This window comes from Actinosynnema mirum DSM 43827 (assembly GCF_000023245.1).
Classification (GTDB): domain Bacteria; phylum Actinomycetota; class Actinomycetes; order Mycobacteriales; family Pseudonocardiaceae; genus Actinosynnema; species Actinosynnema mirum.
In genome coordinates this window covers 69846-96418 of sequence record NC_013093.1, presented here as the reverse complement: position 1 = coordinate 96418, position 26573 = coordinate 69846, and the positions used below count along the sequence as shown (strand labels likewise).

Genomic DNA, 26573 nt, shown 5'->3' with positions numbered 1-26573 from the left:
CGAACGTCCGGGGTGACCGATGCCGTACTACCGCCAGGTCGGGGACATCCCCCGAAAGCGCCACACCCAGTTCCGCTCTCCGGACGGCTCCCTGTACGCGGAGGAGCTGATGGGGGTGGAGGGCTTCTCGGCCGATTCGGCCCTGCTCTACCACCGCCACCTGCCGACCGCGATCGTCGACGCGGTGACCGTCCCGGACACCCGCGGACCCCTCGTCCCGAACCTGCCGCTCAAGCCCCGCCACTTCCGGACCGAACCCCTGGTCGGGTCGGACCCTGGCGGCCCTGGCGGCCCTGGCGGCGCGGCCGACGCGGTGACCGGCCGCAGGGTGCTGTTCGGCAACGCCGACGTGGTGATCTGCTTCGCCGCCGCCACCGAGCCCAGCCCGCTCTACCGCAACGCCTTCGGCGACGAGCTGCTGTACGTGCAGTCCGGCGAGGGCGTGGTCGAGACGATCTACGGCGCGCTGGTGGTCGAGTCCGGGGACTACGTGGTGCTCCCGACCTCCTGCACCTACCGGCTGGCGCCCCGGACGCCGATGCGCCTGCTCGTGCTGGAGGCCACCGGGCACATCGGGCCCCCGAAGCGGTACCTGTCGGCGCGCGGGCAGTTCCTGGAGCACTCGCCGTACTGCGAGCGGGACCTGCGCGGGCCCGCCGAGCCGCTGCTGGTGGACGGCGAGGACGTGGACGTGCTGGTGCGGCACCGCGCCGGGCTGACCAGGATGACCTACGCGGCGCACCCGTTCGACGTGGTGGGCTGGGACGGCTGCCTGTACCCGTGGGTGTTCAACATCGGGGACTTCGAGCCGATCACCGGGCGGGTGCACCAGCCGCCGCCGGTGCACCAGACGTTCGAGGGTCCCAACTTCGTGGTGTGCTCGTTCGTGCCGCGCAAGGTCGACTACCACCCGCTGGCCGTGCCGGTGCCGTACAACCACGCGAACGTCGACTCGGACGAGCTGATGTTCTACGTGGGCGGGGACTACGAGGCGCGCAAGGGCTCCGGCATCGGGCTCGGGTCGCTGTCGCTGCACCCGGCGGGCTGCGCGCACGGGCCGCAGCCGGGGGCGGTGGAGGCGTCGCTGGGCGCGGAGTCGTTCGACGAGACCGCCGTCATGGTGGACACGTTCCGACCGCTGGAGCTGGGCGAGGCGGCGCTGGCGGGCGAGGACGCCCGGTACGCGTGGTCGTGGTCGCGCCGGGGACCGGACCTGGACTAGGGCGGGCGGGGGCCGGAGGCGACCGATCAGGGGGGCGGCCGGGGCAGGCCGATCCGGGAGGGGCAGGCCGGGAACTGGGCAGGCCAAGATCGGAACGGGCTGAGCGGCGACCACCGGGCGTCATCGGGCTCCCCCGATTCCAGCGACACTCGAACGGGCGTCAGCCCTGCGAGCGGTCACGCCCCGTGCCGCGCTCCTTCGCGCCCCTCCGGGTGGTCCCGCGCCGGGTGCGCCCGGCCTTCACGCCCTTCGCCGACCCGGCGCCCGCCGCCCCCGAGGACCCGGCGGCCTTGCCGGTCCCGCGCCGCACGGGCGCGCGCAGCACCCGCGCCGGGAACAGCTTCGGCACGCCCCGGAACGTCACCACGGTGTTGCCCTGCCGGTCCGGGAGCACGAGCCAGGCCCTGCGGTGCTTGCCGATCCGGCCGCGCACCAGCGGGCCCGCGCCGCGCACCTCCAGCACCGAGGACTTCTCCTCGCCGTGCACGACGAGCCTGCCGTTGCTCCAATGGACCCGCGCGAACCGCCACGGCTCCTCGCGCATCGCCCCCGCGGGCGACGGCCTGCGCACCAGGCCCCAGGCTATGGAGCCGAGCGAGAACGCGAGCAGCGCGAACGGGACGTGCGAGGGCACGTCGGACCAGAGGACCAGCACCAGTTGAGCGGTGAACGCCAGCGCCCCGAGGACGACCCAGCCGAACACCCGCCGGCTGGCCGTCTCAAGGCAGTGGTGGGTCCAGCGGTCATCGATAGCCGCCCCTTCGGTGGACGGCTGGTTGGGCACGACCACGAGCACCTCCGCCAAGCACGATCAGGGTACGTCCACCGGGGGACTTCCTTTTCCACCGCACGGCAAGTTAGGCTGCCCTAAGTTGGGGAGGTGACGCGGTGACCGAGATCCGCAGACCACCCGCGCCGCACCCTGCCGAGCGCGCGCGGACCATCGCCACCAGGGGTGGGCGCGCCGCGCTGCTGCCGCCGGACGGCGCCGAGGACCGGGTGGTGCCGGAGCTGCACCACGTGCACGCCTGCGGCGAGGCGACCCTGCTGCTGCCCGACGAGCACCCGCTGGTGGCGCGCGCCGCGCTCGGCGAGGTGACCTCGATGCTGGAGATCGCCGACCACGCCGCCGTGCCGCTGCGCGAGCCGGTGCGCGGCCTGCTGTGGATCACCGGCTGGCTGCGCGCGCTCGACGGGCCGGACGCCCGCGAGGCCTGCGTGGAGGTCGCCGAGGAGCGCCCCGACCCGCGCCTGCTCGACGTCGGCCACGGGCTGACCGCGCTGCGCCTGGTCCCGGCCTCCCTGGTGGTCGCCGACGCGGAGACCACGACCTCGCTGCGCCCCGAGGTGTTCGCCCAGGCCGAGCCCGACCCGTTCTGCGCGCACGAGGACCACTGGCTGCGCCACCTGGAGCTCTCGCACCGGGACGTGGTGGGCCTGCTGGTGCAGCACCTGCCCGAGGGGCTGCGCGGCGGGCACGTCCGGCCGCTCGGCCTCGACCGGTTCGGCCTGCGGCTGCGGGTGGAGCTGGAGGACACCGACCACGACGTGCGGATCGCGTTCTCCCGCCCGGTGGCGACCCCGTCCGAGTTGTCCTCGGAGCTGCGCAGGCTGATGGGCTGCCCGTTCCTGGCGCAGCGCCGCTAACGTGAGCTGGTGATCGACCAGACGAGGGGGCCGGGCGAGCTCGGGCCCGAGCGGTTCACGCCCGACCAGCGCAGGGGCTACCAGGTCGAGCTGCTGCTCGTCTTCAGCGTCACCCTCGGCCTGTCCGGGCTGCGCAGCCTGGTGCGGCTGGTGGACAGCCTGCTGCGGCCGGTCCCGCTCAACCAGCAGACGGTGGCGATCAACGTCCCGCAGGCGCGGTTCGACCTGCTCGACCTGATCGCCCAGCTGCTGAGCGTGCTCCAGCTGTCCGCGTGGGGCGGGCTCGGCCTGTACCTGCTGTGGCGCAGCGGGGTGACGTTCAAGGCCGTCGGCCTGGACCGGGCCCGGCCGGTGTTCGACGCGTGGGGCAGCCTGGGGCTGGCCGCGCTGATCGGAATCCCCGGACTGGCGTTCTACCTCGTGGCCTGGAACCTGGGGCTGAACCTGGCCGTGCAGCCGTCCACGCTGGACTCCTGGTGGAGCGCGATCACGCTGACCCTGGCGGCGGCGGGCAACGCGTGGGCCGAGGAGGTCCTGGTCGTCGGGTTCATCCTGACCCGGCTGCGGCAGCTGGGGTGGAAGGACAACACCTCGCTGGTGGTCGCTGCCGTGCTGCGCGGCTCGTACCACCTGTACCAGGGGTTCGGCGGGTTCATCGGCAACGTCGTGATGGGCCTGGTCTACGGGAGGTTCTGGCAGCGGACCGGGCGGCTGTGGCCCCTGATCGGCGCGCACACCCTGCTCGACGTGGTCGCCTTCGTCGGCTACTCGCTGCTGCGCGACCACCTGTCCTGGCTGCCCTGACCGCACCGCCGGAAGATCGGGCGCGTTCGGCCGAACGGCCCCGTCGGGGACGGGCGAGGAGGACAATCGGGGCATGACGACGCTCGCCGACGAACTGGTCCTCATCTGCTACTCGGACGAGGGCAGGCCCTCGGTCACCCACCCGATCCTCGGCTACGGGGTGACCGGCGCGCTGCTCACCGAGCTGGTGCTGGCGGGCCGGGTCGACCTGGTGGACAAGAAGGTCGTGGTCACCGACCCGACGCCCACCGGCGAACCGGCCGTGGACGCCCTGCTGGCCCGGCTCGCCGGGGCGGACAAGCCGCGCAAGCCGCAGCAGTGGATGCACAAGCTCTACAAGGAGAGCACGACGCAGGTGCTCGACGGCCTCGTGGAGCGCGGCGTGGTCCGCCGCGAGGAGGCCAAGGTGCTGCTGGTCTTCCCGACCACCCGGTACCCGACGCCGGACGGCAGGCAGCCCGCGCTGGAGGCGGACGCGCGCGCCCGGCTGCGCGCCGCGCTGGAGGGCGACGGCCCGGTGGACGAGCGCACGGCCGCGCTGTGCGCGCTGGTCGGGGCGGCCAGGCAGGAGCGGAAGGTGCTCCCCGACGTGCCGAAGGACCGGCTCAAGGCCAGGCTGAAGGAGATCAGCCAGGGCGCCTGGGCCTCGGACGCGGTGCGCAGGGCCATCGACGAGATCCAGGTGGCGCTGGTGGCGGGCGCGGCCGTGGCCGCCGCCGGGGCCTGATTCGCTGCGCAACGTTTCGAGGGTCGTTCGCCGGTAGTTCTTCACGATTCGCTGCCCTGAGCGTCGAACGCGATCGAATTATCCGGAAAGACTCCCACTGAGCTGCTGTTTCCGCCGGTCCGGGACTACCCTCGGCAGGGTGACCGCGCACATCGAGCACACCCAGTCCGCCACCCCCGCGCCCGGACCGGCGCCCAGGGTGGACAGCGAGGTCGGCCCGCTGCGCACGGTGCTGCTGCACCGGCCGGGGGCCGAGCTGAAGCGGCTGACCCCGCGCAACAACGACCAGCTCCTGTTCGACGGCGTCCCCTGGGTCGACCGGGCGCAGGAGGAGCACGACGCGTTCGCCGGGGTGCTGCGCTCGCGCGGCGTCGAGGTGCTGCTGCTCGGGGACGAGCTGGTGCGGGCGCTGCACGACGACCGGGCGCGCATCGCGGGCGTGCACAGCGCGGTGGACGAGCGCCGCCTGGGCATCCACCTGGCGGACGCGCTGCGCTCGCACCTGTCCGGCCTGGCCCCCGAGGCGCTGGCGACCATCCTGACCAGCGGCATGACCTTCGAGGAGCTGCCCGCCGCCGAGGGGGCCTCGCTGGTGCGCCGGATGCACCAGCCCGGCGACTTCGCCGTCGACCCGCTGCCGAACCTGCTGTTCACCCGCGACTCGTCGGTGTGGGTGGGCGACCGGGTGGCGATCACCTCGCTGGCGATGCCCGCGCGCGGCAGGGAGACCGCGCTGACCGACCTGATCTACGCCTACCACCCGCGCTTCGCGAAGACCGGCCGCGCCTACGGGGCGCACTCGGCCCCGCTGGAGGGCGGCGACGTGCTGCTGCTCGCGCCGGGCGTGCTGGCCATCGGCGTCGGCGAGCGGACCACGCCCGCGGGCGCCGAGTCGTTCGCCCGCTCGGCGCTGGCCGACGGGCTGGCGCACACCGTGCTCGCCGTGCCGATCGCGCAGCAGCGGGCCACGATGCACCTGGACACGGTGTGCACGATGGTCGACCGGGACGCCGTGGTGATGTACCCGGCGGTGCGGGACAACCTGTTCGCCTACCCGGTGCGCCAGGACGGCTCGGGCGGGGTGCGGGTGTCCGGGCCGAGCCCGTTCCTGGAGGCGGCGGCGGAGGCGATGGGCATCGACCGGCTGCGGGTGATCGACACCGGGCTGGACGCGGTGACCGCCGAGCGCGAGCAGTGGGACGACGGGAACAACACGCTCGCCGTGGGCCCCGGCCTGGTGGTGGCGTACGAGCGGAACGTGGAGACCAACGCGCGCCTGGAGGAGGCGGGGGTCGAGGTGCTGCGGATCAGCGGTTCGGAACTGGGCTCCGGTCGGGGCGGGCCGCGCTGCATGTCGTGCCCGATCGACCGCGCGCCGCTGGTCTGACCGCTCCGCACCGCTCCGAACTGCCGGGACAGCGTGGTCCGGGCTCGTCGGGGAAGGTTTGCCTAAACTATTTTAGGGAACCCTATCCATATATGCGTTAGCCTTTCCTTGAATGCGCAAAAGCATTTGTTGCTTTATTATCGGGTACATGGCCCTGAACCTGAAGAAGCTGCCCACCGAAACCTCCTCGAAGTTCCGAGCACTGCTCCAGGAGCAGATCGGGAACGAGTTCACCGCCTCGCAGCAGTACACCGCGATCGCGGTCTGGTACGACTCCCGCGACCTCCCCCGGCTCGCCGCGCACTTCTACGCGCAGGCGCTGGAGGAGCGCAACCACGCCATGATGCTGGTCAAGTACCTGCTCGACACGGACGTGCCGGTGACCATCCCCGGCGTCGGCGAGGTGCGCAACGACTTCGGCTCGGCGCGCGAGCCCGTCGAGCTGGCGCTGGCGCAGGAGAAGACCGTCACCGAGCAGATCGTCGCGCTGGCCAAGGCCGCCCGCGACGAGGGCGACTACCTGGGCGAGCAGTTCCTCCAGTGGTTCCTCAAGGAGCAGGTGGAGGAGGTGTCGTCGATGAGCACGCTGCTGACCGTGGTGGACCGCGCCGACGGCAACCTGTTCCACGTGGAGAACTTCGTCGCCCGCGAGCTGAGCGGCGCCGGGGGCGACGACCCGACCGCCCCCGCCGCGGCGGGTGGCGCGCTCTAACCGCGCGGGGCCTGGACACGCCCGCCGCACCCCGGTTCACGGGGCGCGGCGGGCGTTCGGCCGTTCAGGGGGCTTTCCCGGCCGGGGGCTTTCCGGCCAGGGGCTTTCCGATCAGCCGGGCCAGGTCTGGAGCAGCCCCGTGCCGGGGTGGCAGTTGACGTACTCGGCGGTCAGCGCGCCCTCGGGCAGCACGTGCACCTCGTGCCACAGCCGCACCCGCGTGCCGGGGCCGAACTTGGCGATCACGTGCTCCCAGAACCCGTTCAGGATGTCCTGGTGCGTCTTGTGGTCGTGCGCCCAGCGCAGCAGGTCGCCGATGCCGCGCCACCACACGACCGCCTCGGCGCCCGCCGCCCGCGCGCCGTTGGCGTCCAGGTTGCCCACCAGCCGGGCGGACAGGCAGCCGGTGTCGTGCGGGTTGTCCTGGAGGTGCGCGATGGCCGTGCGGTACGCGGGCTCGACCCCGTCCCGGTAGGAGGCCAGCTGGTCGTCCGGCGCGATCGACCACTCCTGGGCGGTGCGGATCCAGCACAGGCCGGAGGGCGAGGGCTCGGCCAGCCTGACCCGCCGACCGCGCGGCGACTCGCCGGGCGGCAGGTCCGTGGTGGGCTCCTCGGCGCGCTCCTGCCTGAGGTCGCGGTGCGCCGTGGCGGGCATCCGGTCCAGGGTGGAGTTGTCGTAGTCGTGCAGGTTCGTGGGGCCGGTCCCGGCGAAGCGGGAGGGGCCTGCCGCGAACTCGGCCGAGTAGAGCGTCTCGAACTGCTCGACCGGGGTCACCGAGGTCTCGTGCCAGTGCCCGATCGGCCCGTCGACGGGCAGGGACGCCCACCAGTCGCGCACCGGCCCGCTCGCCCACCAGGCGCGGTGCGCCTCGGGGTCCGGCCAGTAGCAGACGGCCATCTCGCTGTCGTCGTCGCTGACCCGCTCGACCAGGGCCGGGCCGCTCTCGCCCGCCGCCAGCTCCAGCACGCGGGCGATGGCCTTCACGCCGGCCGCCGAGTCGTCGGTCTGGACGCCGAAGCGGGCCACGACGAGGTGCGTGACGTCGTCGGACCAGCGCACCTCGTGGCCGGGACCGCCGCGCGGGTCGTACCCCTCCGGCCGGTGGGCGGTCGCCCGGTCGTCCAGTGGCAGGGAAGACAACGGATACCTCCTGTGTCCAAAGGTCTACAGCGAGTAGACCTGAAGATCAGGATGAGCCGTTCGGGCTAAAGACGTAAGCCCTATTTCCGTCACCATCGATCACGGTGAGTGCATGAACCACTACAGAACGGGTGGAGGGCGGAAGACTCCGTCCGGATCCGGTTCGAAGTCCAGCACCGCGACCACCGAGTCGGCCGGGATCGGGCCGTACACGTGCGGGAACCAGGGGCCGGACTCGTCGCCGTCCCCCGGCTCGTACAGCACGGGCAGGCCCTCCGGGTCGACGACCAGGAGGACCAGCCCGGACCGGTTCCGGTAGAGCGAGTTCGCGGGCAGGTGGACGGTTCCGGGGTCCGCGCAGTGCACGAACCCCTCCAGGTCGAGCGGGATCGCCCCGCTCTCCCTCGCCTCCGCCCAGTCCGCCCGCGTGCTGATCCGCAGGAGCACTTGTCCACACCTCCTGTGGAAAGCTGTGGATGAACCTGTGGACAACTCGTCCCGACCGGGTGATCGCACCCCCTAGCGGAGGGTGATCTGCCGTCCCCGCAGGCCGTCCCGCGACCGCCGCTCCGCCTCGCTCAGCGGCTCGGAGTCCAGGCTCGCCAGCGCGTCCAGCAGCCGCTTGCCCAGCGCCTCGGCCGGACCGGCCCACTCGCTGGAGTGCGACTCACGGTCCAGGTCCCACACCGGCACGAGCAGGCCGTGCGCGCGGAACGAGCCCGCGTAGCGGGTGCCGTCGCCCAGGTCCAGCTCACCGCGCACGGACAGCCGCGCCAGCGCCGCCAGCAGCTGCTCCTCCGGCTCCGGGCGCACCCAGCGCAGGTGCGCCTTGTCGCCCGCGTCCACCCAGTAGGCGGCCGTCACGCCGGGCGCGTCGACCCGCTCGGTCGGCAGGATCGCCGCGTTCGCCCGCTCCAGGGACAGCGCGACGTCACCGGCGGGCTCGTTGCCCGGCGGCATCCACCACGCGAAGTCGGCGTGCAGCTCGGGGCTGACCGACGCCTCGACGTCCAGCAGGTCCTGCAGGCGACCGGGGTTGGTCCCGTCCTCCGGGCCGACCACGGGCAGCACGTCGCCGGTCTCGGCGGTGTAGGCCCACTGCACGGCGCGGGCCAGGTCGCGGCTCAGGTCGCCGGAGCGGGTCTGCACCTGCAGGCCCACGAACGCGGTGCCGTCGGCGCGCACCAGCCCTGCGGCGGCCATCGGCAGCACCGAGGCCAGCACGACCTCGCGCGGCGCGTCCTTGAGCGGCAGCTTCACGGTCGCCGAGGGCACGAACTCCCGCAGCGCGATCAGCTCCGCCTCCGACGCCAGCCCCGCGAAGGGCCGGGCGACGATGACGTCGGCCCCGCCGTCCGCGCCCCCGTGGCACGCCTTGTAGCGCTTGCCGGAGCCGCACGGGCACGGCTGGCGCGGGTTCACCCCGTCCGCCGACTTGCTCTTCACAGCCGTCCGCTTGGCCACGACTAGCCTCCTCCTGGTTCAGGGGGCCAAGTCTGCCGCAAGGATCTTGCGGGTTCGCGCCGGGTGGTTGGTCGCCAGGTGGCGCACGCCCCGCTCGCGGCACAGGTCGATGTCGGGCGCCGTGTCCACGGTCCAGCAGTAAGCACCCCGGCCGCGTCCCGGCGAGCGGCGCAGCAGGGACACGCCGGGCCCCGGCAGATCCGCCCATTCGGGTAGCCGCTGGGGCCACAGCCGGTCGAGCAGCCAGACCGTGGGAACGGCGGGCGCGAGCGCTTTGAAGCGGCGCACCGCGAGCGCGGAGAACGACATCATGTGCACGTCCAGCGAGTGCCGGGCCAGCTCCTGCGCGAGCCTGGTCTCCACCAGCCCGCCGGTGCGCACCGGGTGCTTGGTCTCGACGAACAGCGGGGTCCCGTGGTCGGCGGCCAGGCCCGCCAGCTCCGCGAAGGTCAGCACGGGGGCCGGGTCGCCGCCGTGCCAGGAGCCGAAGTCGAGCGCGCGCAGCTCGGCGAGGGTGAGCGCGCCGACCGCGCCCCGTCCGTCGCTGGTGCGGGAGACGGTGCGGTCGTGGACGCAGACCAGCTGCTCGTCCCTGGTCAGGCGGACGTCGCACTCCAGGGCGTCGGCGCCCTCGGCGATCGCCAGCTCGTAGGCGGCGAGGGTGTGCTCGGGCAGGGCCGCGGAGGCGCCTCGGTGGGCGACCACTTCGGGGGACACGGGCCTGGATGCTCCCCGGTGGCCGCGGGTGGCGGCAAGCGCTCGCCGCGCGGGTCGCAGCGGGCGGGACCCCGTCGGGTCGCGGACGGCCGTCCCTTCGGGCGGGTGTCGCGTTTCCGATGGACGCGAGCGGTCCTCAAGACCTACCGTCCGGGGTCGTGGCGCCTTTCGACCAGAACGACCCCTCCTTCATCGCGGACCCGTACCCGGTCTTCGCCGCGCTGCGCGTCCAGGGCGAGGTGCACTGGCACGACGGCATGGGGCTCGCGGTCGCGGTGTCCCACGCCGCGTCGTCGGCGGTGCTGCGGCACCGGAGCCTCGGACGGCTGTGGACGGACGCCAAGCCGCTGGAGGAGTTCGCCTCGTTCAACCTGCTGCACCGGAACTCGCTGCTGGAGAACGAGGGCGCGACGCACGCCCGGCTGCGGCGGCTGGTGTCGGCGGCGTTCGGGCGCGGGCACGTGGAGCGGTTGCGGCCCCGGATCGCGGAGCTGGCGGACGGGCTGGTCGACGGGCTGGTCGACCGGGTGCGCGCGGACGGGTCGGCCGACCTGCTGGAGCACGTGGCCGGACCGCTGCCGGTGGAGGTGATCGCCGAGCTGCTGGGGGTGCCGCACTCGGAGCGGTCGCTGCTCCAGCCGTGGTCGAACGCGATCGTGAAGATGTACGAGCACGGGCTGGCCGAGGACAAGCGGGCGGCGGCGGAGCGGGCGGCGCGGGAGTTCGTGGCGTACCTGCGGGAGGTCGTGGCGCTGCGGCGGCGGCAGCCGGGCGACGACCTGGTGTCCGACCTGGTCGCGGTGACCGACTCGGACGGGGCCCGGCTGAGCGAGGACGAGCTGGTGGCCACGGCGGTGCTGCTGCTGATGGCGGGGCACGAGGCGACCGTGAACGTGATCGGCAACGGGGTGCTGGCGCTGGTGGAGCACCGCGACCAGTGGGAGCGGCTGGTGGCCGACCCCGGCCTGCTGGAGACCGCCGTCGAGGAGCTGATCCGGTACGACTCGCCGCTCCAGCTGTTCGAGCGGACCGCGACCAAGCGGGAGGAGATCGCCGGGCACGTGGTGGAGGAGGGCGCGAAGATCGCGGCCCTGCTCGGCGCGGCGGCGCGCGACCCCGAGGTGTTCGAGCGGCCGGACGAGTTCGACGTGGGGCGCACGCCCAACCAGCACCTCGGGTTCGGCATGGGCATCCACTACTGCCTGGGCGCGCCGCTGGCCCGGATCGAGGTGCAGGCGGCGGTGGACGCGCTGCGGCGCAAGCTGCCGGGGATGGAGCTGGCGGCGACGCCGAGGCGGCGGGAGGAGTTCGTGATCCGGGGGCTGCACGAGCTGCCGCTGGGCGCGGGCTGAGCTTTTCCCGCTGCGCCGCTGGTGCCTGCGCTCAGCGGTGGTAGCGCTGGGGCAGGCGGTAGCCGAGGTCCTCGAGGACGGCGCGCAGCCGGTCGGGGTAGTCGGTGATCAGGCCGTCCACGCCGTCGCGGATGAGCTTGCGCATGGTGGCGGGGTCGTTGACGGTCCACGGGATGACCTCGAGGCCGTTCCGGTGCGCGTCCTCGACCAGGGCCTCGGTGGTGAACGGGACGTAGTCGGGGTCGCCGACCTTGCCGTTCTGCGGGTTGCCGTGCACCGGGGACAGCGCGGAGGCGCCGAAGCTGCGGGCGGCGCGGGCCGGGCTGCCGCCGAAGTCGGCCAGGTCGAGGCCGCCGGTCCAGGGCGAGCCGGGGGCGAGGAACTCGGGCTGGGTCAGGGCGATCACCGGCAGTCGCGGTGCGACCTTCCGCCACAGCATCAGGGTCCCCCAGTCGAAGGACTGGATGGTCACGTCGCGCTCGAAGCCGGAGCGGCGGATCTCGCGCCAGGTGACGTCGACGAACTGCTCGCGCGGCGCGGTCTCGTGCGGCGCGGCGGCCTCGACCTTGGTCTCGACGTTGAACCGGACGTCGTGCGCGCGGTAGCGGCGGGCGAGGGCGAACACCTCGGCGAGGGTGGGCATCCGGGCGCCGGGCGACAGCTCCTGGTCGGGGTGCTGGGCCGAGCGGCGGGAGCCGCAGTCGAGCGTGCGGACCTGGGCGAAGTCGAGGTCCTTGACGTACTTGCCCGCGTAGGGGAACTCGGGGTCGCCGGGGCGCGCGGGGGCGGTGTCGACGCACTTGGCGGGGTTGGTCCTGCGGTCGTGCGTGACGACCTCGCGGCCGTCCCTGGTGATCTGGACGTCCAGCTCCAGGGTGGTGACGCCGACCTCGAGGGCCTTGGCGAACGCGGCGAGCGTGCTCTCGACGGTGAGCCCGATGCCGCCCCGGTGGGCCTGGAGGTCGAAGCCGTGCTTGCCGTGCCCGTGCCCGTGCCCGTGCCCGGCCCCGGTCCCGGCTCCGGCCGAGGCCGCGCCGGGGAGCAGGAGCATCACCACGAGTGCCGCGCCCAGTGCCCGCATGACCTCACCGTGGCAGAGCGGGCGGTGCTCGCTCAGGGCCTGTTCGGGGGACGCCGGGTGAACTCCGGGGGGGCGCGGCGGCGGTGGGGGCTACCTGGGGGAACCGGATGCCCTGATCGCGCGCAGCTCGGGCGCGGGGGCGCCCTTCACGCCGACGACGCGCATCCGGCGCAGCGAGGCGGGGTCGAGCGGCAGGAGCAGGGTGGTGAGGCGGCGGACCACGACGGCGGTGGTGAGCGCGACGCCCGCGGCGAGCAGGTCGGAGACCGCGTGCAGGAAGACGCCGTCGGCGAGGGCCTGCACGCTGCTCCGGAACGACCAGGCGACGGTGAGGGCGAAGAACAGCGCGGACACCACCCACAGCGCCCACCAGCGGAGCAGCAGCTTGGAGGGCTTGGGGCGGGCGTCGACGGGCAGCCGGAGGGCGGCGTGCTCCAGCTCGGCGAGCGCCGAGCCGGGGACGACCAGGTTCACGCCGGGGACGACCAGGCCGAGCACCAGTTCGCGCTCGGAGCGCGAGGGGGCGTAGCCGGAGGCGGCAGCGGCGGCGGCGCGGGCGGCGCGGACCCACAGGAAGGACAGGACGAGCGCGATGGCCGAGGTGATCCCGGCGACGGCCGAGGCGGCGACGACCATGGCGTCGGAGACGCCGACCGTCGTGGCGGACAGCGCGCCGGTGCGGCTGAGCAGGAGCAGGGCGTAGCGCCAGAGCTCGCTGCCCGCGGCCCACAGCGCGGTCATCCCGGCGAGGCCGAGGGCCTGGGAGGCGGTGCGGGCGAGGCGCTGCACCTGGTCGACGCGGTCGAGCGGGCGGGCCTCGTCGAGCGCGACCGAGGTGGGCCAGCGCCAGGCGAGCAGCGGGAAGCCCCAGCGCGGCGGCACCGGGTAGGACGGGGGTCCGGCGTAGGGCCGCCGGGCGCCGCCGAACCGGCGGGCGGGGTAGGCGCCGGGCGGCGGGGTCGCCACCCAGTCCACCCGCATCGGCTGAAGCGGTCGCACGTCAGATGACCTCCGGCTCCACGTCGGGCAGCTCGCCCACCATCGGCCTGCCCTGCGTGGACCAGGTCTGCATCCCGCCGTCGACGTTCACGGCGTCCCACCCGTTGGCGTTGAGGTACTCGGTGACCCTGGCCGACCGCCCACCCATCCGGCAGACGACGTAGACGACGTCGGCCTCGGGCACCTCCCCGAGCCGCCCGGCGAGCTCGCTCATGGGGATGTGCACCGCACCGGGCGCGTGCCCGGCGGCCCACTCGTCGACCTCGCGCACGTCGAGCAGCACGGCGCCTTCAGGCAGCTCGGCCGGAACGTCGGACACTTCAACGCTGGGAACCGTCACACGGGACATGCTGCCACGGGTGGCATCGGGAGGGCATGAGGCGGAGCGGTCAGGGGCGGGTGGTGTCGTGGGGGAGGGAGAGCCGGGACTGGTGGACCTGGACGCGGGCGGCGAACTCGGGGCAGCCTGCTTTGACGAGCCGGTCGAACAGATCGGCCCGCTTCCCTCTGCCCACCCAGTACCGGGTCTGCTTCAAGGTCGCTTGCCACACGATCTCAGGCGCGATGTCGTGGACCAGCACGAAGAACTCATCGGGCTTGTGCACCTCGTAGGGCAGCAGATCTGCGACCTGCTCCGAGTGGAAGCCTTCGTCACAGGTCAGGACGATGTCTGCTTGGCACGTCACGGCTGCGGCGTGCACGTGTCGATCGTTGACGTCCTTGCCGGGGAACGAGTCGTCAATGACGAAGTCGTCGACCCGTCCCCCCTCAAAAGCTTTTTCGATCTTGTCCCGGATGCTGCTGATCTGCCCACCGTCCAGAGCAGGCTTGTCCCGACGCAGGTGGAAGAGCGCTTCCGCGAGCAGGTCCTCGGTCCAGTAGGCGTGATAAACCTGCTGTTCATCACTCCCCTGCAGCAGCCCGAACCAGTCAAGCAAGGTGCGCGAGTACAGGACGTTCGCATCGGCTAAAACCTTCATCACAGCCACCGGGAAAGACTATCCACCACCCTCGTGAACTGCGGAAACCACGCCGTTGAACGCGGGCTCAGAATTCTTCGAGGTCGCGCAACTCGTCGAGTGCGGCCAACTGGCGCTGCCTGCGCTCGCGCCGCTCCCTCAGCACATCCTCCGTACGCAGGCGGGTGTGCGCCCCAACCTTGCGCGAGGGGATCTCCCCCGCGTTGACCTTCCGCATCAACGTGGGGCGCGAGATGCCGAGCAGCTGGGCAGCAGCAGTGGTGGTCAACTCCTCGGGCATCGTGGTGACGGTGACCGCCTGCCCCCGCGCCACGGCGTGGACGAGCTTGGCGATGAGCCCCGAGAGCTCTGCGGGCACTTGGCGCGCGGCGCCTCCGCCGTCCGACTCTGCGGTGAACCGGGCGTTCCTGCCGGACAGAAGCCCGATCAGCTCCTGCGCTTGCCGCTGGTTGACCTCGTTCGCGAACAGCACGTCCCGCTCGGTCGCACCCACGGAAATACCTCCACCAGTTGATTTACACTTATAACTGTAAGCTTGCACACCTACAAGTGCAACCACGTTCACGTCCGACACGCCGGAAGGCCGCCCCCGCCAGCAGCGGGGACGGCCTTCGGGTGGTTCGGGTGTGGCGCCGTCAGTGCGAGGTGGCCTTCTCCGCGCCCGTGCCGGTCAGCGCGCGGACCTCCATCTCGGCGTACTTCGCCGGGTTCCGCTCCTTCGACAGGACCGTGCCCAGGTAGCCCAGCAGGAACGCCAGCGGGATCGAGATGATGCCGGGGTTCGACAGGGGGAACAGGTCGAAGTCCATCGTCGGGAACATCGAGGTCGGCCTTCCGGAGACCGCGGGCGACAGGACGATCAGGACCAGGGTCACCGACAGGCCGCCGTAGATGCTCCACAGGGCGCCCGCCGTGTTGAAGCGCTTCCAGAACAGCGAGTACAGGATCGTCGGCAGGTTCGCCGACGCCGCGACCGCGAACGCCAGCGCCACCAGGAACGCCACGTTCTGGCCGTTCGCCGCGATGCCGCCGAGGATGGACACGACGCCGATGACGATGGCCGTCCGCCGCGCCACCCTCACCTCCGCGTCCTTGTCCTCCACCTCGCCCTTCTTGATCACGTTGGCGTAGATGTCGTGCGCGAACGACGCCGACGCGGTGATGGTCAGCCCGGCGACGACCGCGAGGATCGTCGCGAACGCGACCGCCGCGATCAGGCCCAGCAGCAGCGGGCCGCCGATCGCCTCGGCCAGCAGCGGGGCCGCCGAGTTCGCCTTGCCCGGTGCCGCGTTGATCTTGTCGGGGCCGACCAGGGCCGCCGCGCCGTAGCCCAGGACCAGGGTGAACAGGTAGAACAGGCCGATCAGCCAGATCGCCCACACCACGGACCGGCGCGCTTCCTTCGCGGTGGGCACCGTGTAGAAGCGCATCAGGATGTGCGGCAGGCCCGCGGTGCCGAGCACCAGCGCGAGGCCGAGCGAGAGGAAGTCCAGCTTCGTCGTGCCGGTGGCCCCGTACTGCAGGCCCGGCCCGAGCAGCTTCTCCCCCGCCTTCGGCGCGTTGTCGACCGCCGCGCCGAGCAGCGTGGACAGGTTGAACCCGTACTTCGCCAGCACCCAGATCGTCATCACGCCCGCGCCGACGATCAGCAGCACGGCCTTGATGATCTGCACCCAGGTGGTGCCCTTCATGCCGCCGATCAGCACGTACGCGATCATCAGCGCGCCGACCACCGCGATCACGATCGCCTGGCCGCCCTTGCCGGTGATGCCGAGCAGCAGCGCCACCAGGCCGCCCGCGCCCGCCATCTGCGCCAGCAGGTAGAAGAACGACACGACCATGGTCGACGTGGCCGCCGCCGCGCGGACCGGGCGCTGGCGCATCCGGAAGCTCAGCACGTCGCCCATCGTGTACTTGCCGGTGTTGCGCAGCAGCTCCGCGACCAGCAGCAGCGCCACCAGCCAGGCCACCAGGAACCCGATGGAGTACAGGAAGCCGTCGTACCCGTAGACCGCGATGGCGCCCGCGATGCCCAGGAACGACGCGGCGGACAGGTAGTCGCCCGCGATGGCGATGCCGTTCTGCGGGCCGGTGAACGCGCGGCCCGCCGCCAGGTAGTCCGCCGCGGTCTTGGTGTTGCGGCTGGCCCGGATGACCACGACCAGGGTCGCCGCGACGAAGAGCCCGAAGATGCCGATGTTCAGGACGGCGTTGGTGTTCACGCGTCGCCCCCTTCGAGCTCGTGCCGGATCTTCTCGGCGGTCGGGTCGAGGTTCCGGTTCGCGTGCCGCACGTACAGCGCGGTGATCGCGAACGTGGACACGAACTGGAGGAGCCCGAGCACCAGGCCCACGTTGATGTTCCCGACCAGCTTGGTCGACATGAACCCGTGCGCGTAGTCGGCCAGCAGCACGTAGAGCACGTACCAGGTCAGGAACAGGCCCGCCATGGGGAAGACGAACGTCCGCAGCCTGCGGCGCAGCTCGGTGAACTCGGGGCTGGACTGCACCGCCACCCAGTCGGTGCTGTCGGGGGAACCGGGGGTGGGCCCGGCGGAGTCCTCGGTGGTGCTCACAGGTCCCCTCCTCGCGTACTCGGCGACGATGTCGGCGGCATGAACGGCACGTAAGTCCTCCTGGTGCGTTCTGGTACGCCGAGGACCGTAAGGAGACGTAGGTCACTCCGGGTAGTCCCTGAACGTGCTATTGCGCCCAACTGTCGAGTGATGCGACGAGCGGTAGGGAAAGTGAGACGAAGGGATAACGCGGTGAGCAACATCACCGTTCACCGGACGGTGTGAACCCCACCACCCGGTTGGCGCTGCCGATCGGCCGACCAGCGCACGTCCCGCACCCCTCGTCCGCCCGCTCAGCCCCCCGACCCCGCCGCGCCCCGGTGCTGCCCCTCGCCCGCCCTGCGCGCGCCCCCGGACGCGAACCGCGCCCCCCGGTCGCGCATGAACCCCAGCCGGTCGGGCGCGTGCAGCCGCAGCAGCACCTGGTTCACGTCCGCGGGCCTGCTCGGCCCGGTCAGCTTGCTGATCCAGATCATGGTCAGGAACGCGATCGGCACCGTCACCAGCGCGGGCTGCGCCAGCAGCGCGGGCGCCCAGTCCCCCGTCGCCTTGCTCACCGCCGTCACCACCTGCGACAGGATCACCAGTCCGCCGCCGACGACCAGCCCGGCCACCGCCCCGACCCAGGTCAGCCCCCGCCACCAGATCCCCAGCAGCAGCAGCGGGCAGAACGTCGACGCGGCCAGCGCGAACGACATCGCCACGGTCAGCGAGGCGTCGCTGCGCGGCAGCAGCAGCGCGAGCCCGATCGCGACCGCGCCGGTCAGCACCGTCGCCCACCGGAAGTCCCGCACCTTGCCGCGCAGGATGTCCGTGGACACCACCCCGGCGACGCTCACCACCAGCCCGGACGAGGTGGACAGGAACGCCGCGAACGCGCCCGCCGCCACCACCGCCCCGAGGATCTGCCCGAGCACCCCCGGCAGCATCGTGTGCGGCAGCAGCAGCACCGCCGCGTCGGTCTTGCCGGTCACCAGCAGCTGCGGCAGGTACAGCCGGGAGATCACCCCGAGCACGGTCGGGAAGACGTAGAACAGCCCCAGCAGGTAGAGCACGTGCAGCGCCGTGCGCCGCGCCGCCTTGCCGTCCGGGTTCGTGTAGAACCGCACCAGCACGTGCGGCAGCCCCATCGTGCCCAGGAACGTCGCGAAGATCAGCGAGTAGGTCTCGAACAGCCCGCCCAGCCCGTCGGTCTGCGGGCGCAGCCACACGTCGTTCGCGCTCGGCGCTCCCTCCACCACCGGCACCGGCGAGCCCGCCGTGAACCGCAGCTCGGTGCCCTTGGCCACCGAGTACGTCTTCGGCGCGCCACCCGAGTCCGGCCCCCAGTACGCGGGCCCGTCCGCGCGCGCCCCGTCCACCTCGCCGACCACGTGCAGCTTGGTCAGCGAGGTCACCTCCAGCCGCACCGGGTCGACGGTGGTCACGGTGACCGGCTCGTGGAACAGCAGCACGCCCTCGGCGTCCACGGACTGCGCGCTGGTGCCCGGCCCGGTCAGGAACACCGCGAACAGCACGAACGTCGGCGCCGAGATGGCGAACAGCTTGCCCCAGTACTGGAACGCCTGGACCAGCGTGATCGCCCGCATCCCGCCGCCGAGCACGTTCGCCACCACGATCAGCGTCACCAGCACGCCGCCCAGCCACGCGGGCAGCCCGGTGATCGTGTTCAGGGTCAGCCCGGCGCTCTGCAGCTGCGGCACCAGGTACAGCACCCCGATGCACACCACGAAGAACGTGCAGAAGTGCCGGAGCTTGCGCGACCCGAGCCGCGCCTCGGCGAAGTCGGGCAGGGTGTACGCGCCCGAGCGGCGCAGCGGCGCGGCGACGAACAGCATCATCGCCAGGTAGCCCGCGGTGAAGCCGATCGGGTACCAGAGCGCGTCGACGCCGTCCTTGAGGATCAGCCCGGCGACGCCGAGGAACGAGGCCGCCGAGAGGTACTCGCCGGAGATCGCCGCCGCGTTGCGGGTGGCGGGCACCGCGCGCCGGGCGACCAGGAAGTCCGGGGTCGTGTTGGCCCGGCGGGAACCCACGTAGCCCAGCAGGAACGTGACCACCGCGACCACGGCGACCAGGCTCAGGCTCCACAGGTTCTGCACCATGGCTCAGCGGTCGACCATGCTGACGAAGTCGCGCTCGTGCCGCTCGGCCTGCCTGCGGCTGAGCAGCCCGACCAGGTAGAACAGCGGGAACGGCACCAGCCCGAGCAGCAGCCACGGCAGGCGCACCCCGAACAGCTGCACCTCGGACAGGTCGACCAGGTAGAACAGCAGCGGCAGCAGCGCGACGGCCAGCAGCGTCCCGCCGCCGAGCACGAACGCGGTGCGCAGCTGCTGCCTGATCAGGTCGCGGACCAGCTTCTCGCCGACGCTGGTCTGCTCCTCCAGCTCGATGATCGTGCGCAGCACCCGGCCCCGGCCCTTGGGGTCGGCCAGCACGACGCGCCTGCGCCGGGGCTTGCGGCCCTGCGCGGGCGCGTGCTCGCCGGGCGCGGGCTGCTCCGCGGGCGGTCCGGGCTGCTCGCTCATCCCCAGTTGCTCTTCGGCGGGCGCACGATCCGCTCCTTCAGGTCCCTGGTGTGCCTGCGGCTCACCGGCAGCTCCTTCGCCCCCTCGCCGCTGCCGATGACCACCGCGTAGCCGTTGGACGTCATCCGCAGCTCGGTCACCAGCGGCAGCGCGACCAGGAAGGAGCGGTGGATGCGCACGAACCCCGCGTTCTCCCAGCGCTCCTCCAGCTGGGCCAGCGGGATGCGCACGAGGTGGCTCTGGCCGTCGTTGGTGTGCAGCCGAGCGTAGTCGCCCTGGGCCTCCACGTAGCGGACGCTGGCCCTCGGCACGAGCTTGATCGTTCCACCGAGCTCGACCGGGATGACCTCGTCGTCCTGGGAGTCGGCGGCGGTCGGCTCCGGCGCGGCGGCGGCGGCCGACACCGAGTTGACCCGGTCGACCACGCGCGCGATGGCCTTGTTGACCCGGTCGCTGTTGATCGGCTTGGTCACGAAGTCGACCGCGCCGACGTCGAACGCCACCACGGCCTCGGAGTGCTCGACGCCGGTGACGAACACCAGCGCGGGCGGCGCGCGGAAGGCGCCGAGCACGCGGGCCAGGTCGGTGCCGCTCAGACCGGGCATGTTGATGTCGGCGAACACCGCGTCCACCGGGGGCTGGCCCGCCTCCTGGCGCTCCATCACCTCGGTGTCGTAGTCGCCCCTGAGGATGCGCAGCGCCTCCGCCGCGTCGAACGCGGTCAGCACGCGGCGGATGTGCGGGCTGCTCTCCAGCAGGAACTTGATCTCGTCCAGACCTGGCGCCTCGTCGTCCACCGCCAGGACGAGGAGGCCGGAGCTCATTGGCGTACTCACTGTGCCGCGCATCTTGCCGATCAGGGTGGGGTCGTGTCCACGCCGGGGACCGCGCTCCGGGCCCGCGTCACGCCGACGAGGGGTTCACAAGCCGAATCGGGACCAGCGCGCGCGCTCCTCCAGGCTCGCCAGCGCCTGCGTCACGAAGTCACCCGATCGTGTGGACGCCGCGTTGCCGAGGCCGAGCCTGCTGAGCAGGTTCCTGCGGGGCTCGGCGATGGCGATCTCGGCGTCGGGGTAGCGCTTGCCGATGACGCCGCGCAGCGTGCCCAGCCCGTCGACCAGCCCCAGCTCCAGCGCCTTGGCCCCGGTCCAGACCTCGCCGGCGAACAGGTCGGGCGCGTCGGCGGCCAGCCTGCGCCCCCTGCGCTCGGTGACCCACGCCTTGAACTGCTCGTGCAGCTCGGACTGGAGACCTTCCAGCCAGGCCACGTCCTCGGCCTTCTCCGGCTGGAACGGGTCGAGCCGCACCTTGCTCTCGCCCGCGCTGTGCACCCGGCGCTCGACGCCGAAGCGCTCCATCAGCCCGGTGAGGCCGAACCCGGAGCTGACGACGCCGATGGAGCCGACCAGCGAGGTGGGGTGCGCGTGGATCTCGTCGGCGGCGCAGGCCAGCCAGTAGCCGCCGGAGGCCGCGACGTCCTCGCAGAACGCCAGCACGGGCACCCGGCGCTTCGCGGCCAGCTCGCGGACGCGGTCGGCGATCAGCGCGGACTGGGTCGGGGCGCCGCCGGGCGAGTTCACCAGCAGCGCCACGGCGACCAGGCGCTCGTGCTCGAAGGCGCGGGTCAGCGCGGACTCGACGGACTGGGCGTTCAGGCTGCCGCGCGCGGCGACCGGTCCGGGGTTCGGGGTGATGACCCCGTGCAGCCGGACCGCGGCGACGACCGGGCCGCGGTCGACCCGGTCGCCGACGATCTTCGGGAGCCGCGAGGCGATCTTGTCGGTCACGCTCATGGTCCCGAGCCTACTGACGTTCCGGCGCTAGCATCGGCTGGTGACGTTCAACCCGATCCGCTGGCTGGAGCGCTACGTCGAGTGGTGGGACGAGCGGGGCCGGAAGAACGCCGACGGCCCCAGCGCGATGCACGTCTACTGGATGTGGATCACCTGGGCGGTGTGCGGGGTCATGCTGGTGACCGCGCTGGCCGTCGCCGCGCGCTAGCGCCTCACGCGCGCAGCACGGCCTGCTCGCCGGTCTCCTCCACGCGCGGGGCCACCAGGGTCAGGTTGGGCCGGACGCCCTGCCGGTACTTGGGGACCTTGAGGATGATCTTCATCCCGGCCTCGGGCGCGGTCTCCACGACCAGCGCGTAGTCGTCGCCGAACACCGCCCGCATCCGGTGGTTGATGTTGCCCAGCCCGACGTGCGCCCCGGTCTGGTGCGCGTCCTTCAGGTCCTCGAACAACCGCTCCGGGTCCATGCCGACGCCGTCGTCCTCGACGCTGATCAGCGCCTCGGCCCCGTTGTCCTCGGCGGTGATCGTGAGCATCCCGCCGCCGGGCTTCTTGGCCAGCCCGTGCCGGACCGCGTTCTCCACCAGCGGTTGCAGGCACAGGAACGGCAGCACGACCTGGAGCACCTCGGGCGCGATGCGCAGCCGCACCTCCAGCCGCGCCCCGTACCGGGCCTGCTCGATGGTCAGGTACCGGTGGATGTTGGTCAGCTCGTCCGACAGCGTCGTGAAGAACCCGTCGGTGCGGAACGAGTAGCGGGTGAACTCCGCGAACTCCTGCAGCAGCTCCCGCGCGTACACCGGGTCGGTGCGGATCAGCGACGAGATGGTGTTGAGCGCGTTGTAGACGAAGTGCGGCGAGATCTGCGCCCGCAGCGCCCTGACCTCGGCCTGCGCCAGCGCCTGCCGGGACTTCTGCAGCACCTCCAGCTCCAGCTGCGTGGAGACGAACCGCGCGGTCTCCTCCGCCATCCGGATCTGCCGCTTGTTCGGCACCCCGCTGACCACGATCAGCGTGCCCGCGACCTCGGACTCCACGATCAGCGGCACGATCACCGCGCTGTGCATGGGGCACGGCCCGGACAGGTCGCAGTCGAGCTTGCGGTGCTCGACGTGCTCCTTGTGCACCTCGCGGATCGCCTGCTCTATGTGCCCGCGCATCAGCTCGTAGTGGTCGGCCGCGCCGCCGTCCCAGGACAGCACGCTGCCGGTGCTGTCGGTGATGCCGACCGCGACGCAGCGCAGCATCTCCCGCAGGTGCGGGGTGGCCTTGTCGGCCGCCTCCGCCGTCAGGCCCTCCCGCAGGTCGGCCGACGCCTTCGACATGCGGTGGAGCATGTCCATCACGGCGTCCTCGACCGAGGTGCTCACCCTGCGCGCCCGGCAGAGCATCACGAACAGCCCCAGGACGGCCAGGGTGGCGATGACGCCGAGCACCGCCCGCTCGGTCAGGAGATCGCGCACGCCGTCCATGCTGTGGGGTCGGCGTGCTCCAGGCAAGGGGTCTCACCCCGATCATCGTGGGACGATCGGGCTCGGGCACCGGGAATCACCGGCCCGGCCTGCGGTTTTCCGGTTGTGGGTCGGTCGGGTCGATCACCGGTTCCATTGGCGGGCAACACATTCCGGGCGTGTCGTTGGTCGGGCGAACCGGCGCCGCCCCCGCGGGCGGGGTGCCCGGCGCTCGCGATCACCCGCCAGGGAGGGGCCGCGCCCCGCGGTCAGTCGACCGGCTGCAGCGGACCGTCGATGTCCGGGAGCGAGTACATCTCGATCTTCCGGGCGATGTTGCCGACCTCGTCGCGCACGTTCAGCACGCCGCGCACGTGGCCCACCCAGCGCTCGGGCGGGAGGTCGTCGCCGGTCGCCTTGGACTCGGCGACCACCAGGTGCGGGCGGCGGATCGCCCAGCGGACCGGGAAGAACAGGAACATCATCGCCAGCGCGAGGCCGAGCCACGCCGGGACGACGACCTGCTCCGGGGTCCACGCCACGAGCAGCACGCCCATGGCGGCCACGATGGCGAGCATCAGCACGCCGGGACCCTGACCGCCGCTCACGTCGTGCTCGAAGTCGGCGTCGGCGGCGGGGTTGCGCCACTCGACCTGGCTGCGAACCGTCCACATCCGGCCGTCCGCACCGCGCACCAGCCGCGTCATCAACCGTCTCCTCAGACGTCGAGCGATCACTCAGCGTGCTTCAACGGTACCCCTAGGGACGTGAGCCACTGGGGTGAACCCTGCGCCCGGTGCCGGTGGCGCGCTGTGATCAACGGCGGCCGTTCAGCCCACCGGGTAGGCCGTCCGGGGGTGCAGGGTGACCGTGGTCGGCGTGATTCCCAGCTCAGGGCTCTGGAGCACCGACGGGCCGGGCTCCGGGTCGGGCCCCTGACCGGTGGTGGTCGTGCCGGGCGGCTCGGGGTCCTCCTTGCCCGACTGCTCCGGGTCGTCCGGCGTGCTCAGCGCGGTGGTGCCGGGGTCCTCCAGCGCGCCGGGGGTCGGGCTCGTGGTGGCAGGCGGCTCGGACTGCCCGGAACCCGGCTCGCCGGACGCGGGCTCGCCAAAGGGCGGCCCCCCGGTCGGCGGCTCGCCGGACTGCGGCCCCCCGGACTGCGGGGGCGCGCCGGTCGGCGGCCCGACCCGGTCACCGCCGGTGAGCGACCCCCGCCCCCCGCCGCCCGACGGCCGGTTCGAGGTCGCGGGGCGCGCGGCCCCGTCGCCGGCAGGCGGGAGGCTGGTGGCCGTCCCGGTCAGCGTCACGCTCGGGCGGGGCGTCAGCGGGTCGTCCACCGTGGTGCGCAGCGCGTACGGCCCCGGCTGCACCAGCGCGGGCCCCGGACCGCCGTCGAGCGCGCCCGCCGCCACGCCGAACACCCCGACCGCCGCCACCGAGGCCGCGGTCAGCGCCAGCTTCACCTTGCCCGCCACCGGGGCTACGACCTCCGGTGCGAACGCCAGCGACAGCAGCGCGGGCGCGGCGAGCAGGCCAGCGTGGGCGCGCAGCGCCGAGCAGACCTCGGCCAGCTCGGCGTGCAGCGCGTTGCAGGACGAGCAGGTCCGCAGGTGCTTGCGGATGCGCGCCTGCTCCGCGCCCTGCACCCCGCCCGCCGTGTACGCGCCCAGCTTGGCCACCACCGAGTGGCACGCGCGCGGCCCCCGGTCGTCGGCCAGGTGCGCCTGGAGGTACGCGGCCCGCAACCCCTCACGGGCGCGCCTGGCCAGCGCCGCCATCGCGTTGGGGCTGAGCCCGAACGCGGGCGCCACGGCGGACGGCCGCACGCCCTCCACCTCGACCTGCCACAGCACGCTGCGCCACCGCTCCGGCAGGCTGGTGAACGCCCGCGAGATCAGGGTGTGCTCGGCCCGGCCCGCGGTGGCGTCGGGGAACGGCTCGACCCGCCTGCTCAGCTCCTCGTCCTCCACCGGCACGTCGCGCCTGCGCCCGCTCCACTCCCAGGCGACCCGGCGCGCGGTGGTCAGCAGGTAGGTGCGCACGTGCTCGGTGGGGCCGCTGCCCCGGCGGATGGCCTGGAGCACCCGGAAGAACGCCTCGGCGGCGAGGTCGTCGGCCTCGGCGTGCTCGCGGACGTGGCGGAGGGCGAACCTGCGGACGGCGTCCGCGTGCCGGGAGTACAGCTCGCCGAACGCGGCGTCGTCCCCGGCGCGGACCCTCGCGAGCAGTTCCAGGTCGACATCGGCTTCGTCGGCCATCCCGCCCGGCACCTCCAGCCCGAGTCGCGCTCCGATCGCCAAGATGCCACAGCGGGGTGGGGCGACCCCGAAGCCTCGTGGCCCCGGAGCCGAAGACCAACCACCCGTCGTGGGCCGTTCGGGTCAACCGATGCGGCTGTTCCGGTGCAGTGCGCACGGTGACGACCCGGTCACGGCTCGGGGTGTCGCCGGGAGAGAGGGGCCCCACGGGGCACTTCGGAGCGGTAGCGTCCGCCCCGTGGCCGACTGGAGAACGAGAGCCGCGTCACTCCTGCCGGAGCTGACCGCGGTGGTCGAGCGCGAGTCGTGGTCCTGCCACGTGTTCCTGACCGAGCTGTGGCAGCTGGCGCTCGACGGGCACCGCGAGGACGACCGCGACCTGCTGACCAGGGTCTACGGGTTCGCCCACTGGTGCTTCCGCCAGGAGCAGTTCCTGGCGAACGCGGCGGTGGTCAGCTTCTACGAGCACGTGTTCGACGAGTGGGAGCTCAGGGACGCGGTCGCGCCCTGGCTGCCGACCGAGGTCGTGGACAAGGTTCGGCCGCTGTGGGAGTGGCGGTGGCCGCAGGAGCGGTTGTCCGAGGTAGACCGGTTGCTGAGCGGTTCGGGCACCCCCGGTGAACGAGCGGTTTGACCCGTGGTCTAGAGTTCTCCCTGTCAGACAGCAAGTGGTCAGGCGGATGTAGCGCAGTTGGTAGCGCATCACCTTGCCAAGGTGAGGGTCGCGAGTTCGAGTCTCGTCATCCGCTCTCCAGAAGAGGCCGGTACCCAGTCGGGTACCGGCCTCTTCTGCGTGTCGAGCACCCCGAACGCTGCGCTCTTCTCGCGGCAGGTGATTAGCTGGTCACCGAAAGCACTCACTCGACCACGGAGTTGCGCATGGCGACCGTTCGCAAGGCCACCACCCACTGGAAGGGCAGCCTGATGGAGGGTGACGGCACCGTCACCCTGGAGTCCTCCGGCGTCGGCACCTACGACGTGAGCTGGCCGTCGCGGGCCGAGCAGGCCAATGGCAAGACCAGCCCGGAAGAGCTGATCGCCGCAGCCCACTCCTCGTGCTACTCGATGGCGCTGTCCCACGGCCTCGCCCAGGCGGGCACCCCGCCGCAGCAGGTGGACACCTCCGCCGAGGTCACGTTCAAGCCGGGCACGGGCATCACCGGCATCCACCTGACCGTGCGCGCGGTCGTCCCCGGCCTTGAGGCGGACGCGTTCGCCGAGGCGGCCGAGACCGCGAAGAAGAACTGCCCGGTGAGCCAGGCGCTCGCGGCGGTCGAGATCACCCTCGACGCCGCTCTCGCCTGATCGGATGAACCTTCACCCCCGTGTGGGCTTGCCCACACGGGGGTGGGGTGACCGTTCGGGTTATCGGCACCCGTTTGGCAAGATCGCGCACGTGACGTTCAGCCATGAGTCTGACCAGTCCAAGCCGAACTACGACCAGCCGACGATCCGCATCGCGCCGGTCGCCCCGATCGTCCCGGTCGTTCCGGCCGCCGGGCCGGGGACCGTCCCCCCGGCGCAGCGCCAGCAAGCCCAACCGGTCGCCCGGAAGAGCAAGCTGCGCCGGATCGCCCGCCGGATCGTGGGGCCGACCATCCTGACCAAGAGGTAGCGCGGGCCGGGACCACCGGGCCGGGCCCTCGCGGAAGGACCACCCGGCCGGGCGACGCGACCGCGGAACCGGCCGAGGCCACCGCGGTGGGACAGCCCTTCCCGGAAGAACCCGC

General features: G+C 72.5%; 30 protein-coding genes and 1 tRNA gene. 12 read left to right on the top strand and 19 right to left on the bottom strand.

The window, feature by feature from the left end; translation table 11 throughout:
• Positions 1–19 precede the first annotated feature (19 nt).
• Complete coding sequence (locus AMIR_RS00440) at positions 20–1222, top strand: homogentisate 1,2-dioxygenase (protein ID WP_012782725.1); 1203 nt, start codon at positions 20–22, stop codon at positions 1220–1222.
• Between the two features lie 160 nt (positions 1223–1382).
• On the opposite strand, the gene AMIR_RS00435 is transcribed toward AMIR_RS00440, so the two are convergent.
• Positions 1383–2018, bottom strand: a complete 636-nt coding sequence (locus AMIR_RS00435; protein ID WP_425358899.1) for a hypothetical protein — start codon at positions 2016–2018, stop codon at positions 1383–1385.
• 92 nt (positions 2019–2110) lie between these two features.
• Here AMIR_RS00435 and AMIR_RS00430 point away from each other — a divergent pair, with 92 nt between their 5' ends.
• The 5 genes from AMIR_RS00430 to AMIR_RS00410 all read left to right on the top strand — a co-directional run bounded on the left by AMIR_RS00430 (position 2111) and on the right by AMIR_RS00410 (position 6499).
• Positions 2111–2869, top strand: a complete 759-nt coding sequence (locus tag AMIR_RS00430; protein WP_012782723.1) for a DUF2470 domain-containing protein — start codon at positions 2111–2113, stop codon at positions 2867–2869.
• Positions 2870–2878: 9 nt separating this feature from the next.
• A complete protein-coding gene (locus AMIR_RS00425; RefSeq protein WP_012782722.1) occupies positions 2879–3673 on the top strand; it encodes a CPBP family intramembrane glutamic endopeptidase in 795 nt (264 codons plus the stop codon).
• Between the two features lie 73 nt (positions 3674–3746).
• A complete protein-coding gene (locus AMIR_RS00420) occupies positions 3747–4400 on the top strand; it encodes a GOLPH3/VPS74 family protein (RefSeq protein WP_012782721.1) in 654 nt (217 codons plus the stop codon).
• Between the two features lie 139 nt (positions 4401–4539).
• Entirely contained in the window at positions 4540–5787 is a 1248-nt protein-coding gene (locus AMIR_RS00415; protein WP_012782720.1) for an arginine deiminase, read from the top strand.
• Between the two features lie 148 nt (positions 5788–5935).
• Positions 5936–6499 (top strand): ferritin, encoded by a 564-nt coding sequence (locus AMIR_RS00410; RefSeq protein WP_012782719.1) that lies wholly within the window; start codon positions 5936–5938, stop codon positions 6497–6499.
• A gap of 111 nt (positions 6500–6610) precedes the next feature.
• Here the strand turns inward: AMIR_RS00410 and AMIR_RS00405 are convergent, their stop codons facing one another.
• From AMIR_RS00405 to AMIR_RS00390, 4 genes are all read right to left on the bottom strand, one after another.
• A complete protein-coding gene (locus AMIR_RS00405) occupies positions 6611–7642 on the bottom strand; it encodes a phenylacetaldoxime dehydratase family protein (RefSeq protein ID WP_012782718.1) in 1032 nt (343 codons plus the stop codon).
• Positions 7643–7762: 120 nt separating this feature from the next.
• Positions 7763–8089, bottom strand: coding sequence for a DUF952 domain-containing protein (locus AMIR_RS00400; protein ID WP_012782717.1), 327 nt, complete (start codon positions 8087–8089; stop codon positions 7763–7765).
• 72 nt (positions 8090–8161) lie between these two features.
• Entirely contained in the window at positions 8162–9106 is a 945-nt protein-coding gene (locus tag AMIR_RS00395) for a DUF5926 family protein (RefSeq protein WP_012782716.1), read from the bottom strand.
• 18 nt (positions 9107–9124) lie between these two features.
• The gene (locus AMIR_RS00390) at positions 9125–9823 is read right to left on the bottom strand and encodes a glycerophosphodiester phosphodiesterase (RefSeq protein ID WP_012782715.1); all 699 of its coding nucleotides are present in this window, start codon (positions 9821–9823) and stop codon (positions 9125–9127) included.
• A 119-nt stretch (positions 9824–9942) separates the two neighbouring features.
• Between AMIR_RS00390 and AMIR_RS00385 the strand changes: the two genes are divergently transcribed.
• Positions 9943–11175: a cytochrome P450 gene (locus AMIR_RS00385; protein WP_012782714.1), complete on the top strand. Its 1233-nt coding sequence runs from the start codon at positions 9943–9945 to the stop codon at positions 11173–11175.
• 31 nt (positions 11176–11206) lie between these two features.
• Here the strand turns inward: AMIR_RS00385 and AMIR_RS00380 are convergent, their stop codons facing one another.
• From AMIR_RS00380 to AMIR_RS00330, 11 genes are all read right to left on the bottom strand, one after another.
• Complete coding sequence (locus AMIR_RS00380; protein WP_012782713.1) at positions 11207–12256, bottom strand: glycerophosphodiester phosphodiesterase family protein; 1050 nt, start codon at positions 12254–12256, stop codon at positions 11207–11209.
• A gap of 90 nt (positions 12257–12346) precedes the next feature.
• On the bottom strand, positions 12347–13255 hold the full coding sequence (locus AMIR_RS00375; RefSeq protein WP_012782712.1) for a DUF4328 domain-containing protein: 909 nt from the start codon (positions 13253–13255) through the stop codon (positions 12347–12349).
• A gap of 1 nt (position 13256) precedes the next feature.
• On the bottom strand, positions 13257–13604 hold the full coding sequence (locus AMIR_RS00370) for a rhodanese-like domain-containing protein (protein ID WP_012782711.1): 348 nt from the start codon (positions 13602–13604) through the stop codon (positions 13257–13259).
• Positions 13605–13644: 40 nt separating this feature from the next.
• The gene (locus tag AMIR_RS00365; protein ID WP_012782710.1) at positions 13645–14235 is read right to left on the bottom strand and encodes a PIN domain-containing protein; all 591 of its coding nucleotides are present in this window, start codon (positions 14233–14235) and stop codon (positions 13645–13647) included.
• A 67-nt stretch (positions 14236–14302) separates the two neighbouring features.
• Positions 14303–14728: a helix-turn-helix domain-containing protein gene (locus AMIR_RS00360; protein ID WP_012782709.1), complete on the bottom strand. Its 426-nt coding sequence runs from the start codon at positions 14726–14728 to the stop codon at positions 14303–14305.
• Between the two features lie 142 nt (positions 14729–14870).
• Positions 14871–16457 (bottom strand): solute symporter family protein, encoded by a 1587-nt coding sequence (locus tag AMIR_RS00355; RefSeq protein WP_012782708.1) that lies wholly within the window; start codon positions 16455–16457, stop codon positions 14871–14873.
• A complete protein-coding gene (locus tag AMIR_RS00350; protein ID WP_012782707.1) occupies positions 16454–16810 on the bottom strand; it encodes a DUF485 domain-containing protein in 357 nt (118 codons plus the stop codon). The genes AMIR_RS00355 and AMIR_RS00350 overlap by 4 nt, the downstream gene beginning before the upstream one ends.
• A gap of 293 nt (positions 16811–17103) precedes the next feature.
• On the bottom strand, positions 17104–18915 hold the full coding sequence (locus tag AMIR_RS00345; protein WP_012782706.1) for a sodium/solute symporter: 1812 nt from the start codon (positions 18913–18915) through the stop codon (positions 17104–17106).
• A gap of 3 nt (positions 18916–18918) precedes the next feature.
• On the bottom strand, positions 18919–19341 hold the full coding sequence (locus AMIR_RS00340; protein WP_012782705.1) for a hypothetical protein: 423 nt from the start codon (positions 19339–19341) through the stop codon (positions 18919–18921).
• Positions 19338–20165: a LytR/AlgR family response regulator transcription factor gene (locus AMIR_RS00335; protein WP_012782704.1), complete on the bottom strand. Its 828-nt coding sequence runs from the start codon at positions 20163–20165 to the stop codon at positions 19338–19340. The genes AMIR_RS00340 and AMIR_RS00335 overlap by 4 nt, the downstream gene beginning before the upstream one ends.
• A gap of 96 nt (positions 20166–20261) precedes the next feature.
• Positions 20262–21134, bottom strand: a complete 873-nt coding sequence (locus AMIR_RS00330) for a S49 family peptidase (protein WP_012782703.1) — start codon at positions 21132–21134, stop codon at positions 20262–20264.
• Positions 21135–21174: 40 nt separating this feature from the next.
• On the opposite strand from AMIR_RS00330, the gene AMIR_RS39860 reads away from it, so the two are divergent.
• Positions 21175–21342: a hypothetical protein gene (locus AMIR_RS39860; protein WP_012782702.1), complete on the top strand. Its 168-nt coding sequence runs from the start codon at positions 21175–21177 to the stop codon at positions 21340–21342.
• Positions 21343–21346: 4 nt separating this feature from the next.
• Here AMIR_RS39860 and AMIR_RS00325 read toward each other — a convergent pair whose 3' ends face one another.
• The 3 genes from AMIR_RS00325 to AMIR_RS00315 form a co-directional block, all read right to left on the bottom strand.
• Positions 21347–22606 (bottom strand): sensor histidine kinase, encoded by a 1260-nt coding sequence (locus tag AMIR_RS00325; RefSeq protein WP_041836484.1) that lies wholly within the window; start codon positions 22604–22606, stop codon positions 21347–21349.
• A gap of 248 nt (positions 22607–22854) precedes the next feature.
• On the bottom strand, positions 22855–23292 hold the full coding sequence (locus AMIR_RS00320; protein WP_012782700.1) for a hypothetical protein: 438 nt from the start codon (positions 23290–23292) through the stop codon (positions 22855–22857).
• A 123-nt stretch (positions 23293–23415) separates the two neighbouring features.
• Positions 23416–24843: a sigma-70 family RNA polymerase sigma factor gene (locus AMIR_RS00315; protein WP_049796710.1), complete on the bottom strand. Its 1428-nt coding sequence runs from the start codon at positions 24841–24843 to the stop codon at positions 23416–23418.
• 238 nt (positions 24844–25081) lie between these two features.
• Between AMIR_RS00315 and AMIR_RS00310 the strand changes: the two genes are divergently transcribed.
• The 4 genes from AMIR_RS00310 to AMIR_RS00295 all read left to right on the top strand — a co-directional run bounded on the left by AMIR_RS00310 (position 25082) and on the right by AMIR_RS00295 (position 26458).
• On the top strand, positions 25082–25477 hold the full coding sequence (locus AMIR_RS00310; RefSeq protein ID WP_012782698.1) for a DUF7674 family protein: 396 nt from the start codon (positions 25082–25084) through the stop codon (positions 25475–25477).
• Positions 25478–25519: 42 nt separating this feature from the next.
• Positions 25520–25592, top strand: a tRNA-Gly gene (locus tag AMIR_RS00305).
• Positions 25593–25722: 130 nt separating this feature from the next.
• Positions 25723–26148, top strand: coding sequence for an OsmC family protein (locus tag AMIR_RS00300; RefSeq protein WP_012782697.1), 426 nt, complete (start codon positions 25723–25725; stop codon positions 26146–26148).
• A 91-nt stretch (positions 26149–26239) separates the two neighbouring features.
• Positions 26240–26458: a hypothetical protein gene (locus AMIR_RS00295; RefSeq protein ID WP_118945112.1), complete on the top strand. Its 219-nt coding sequence runs from the start codon at positions 26240–26242 to the stop codon at positions 26456–26458.
• Positions 26459–26573: the final 115 nt, after the last annotated feature.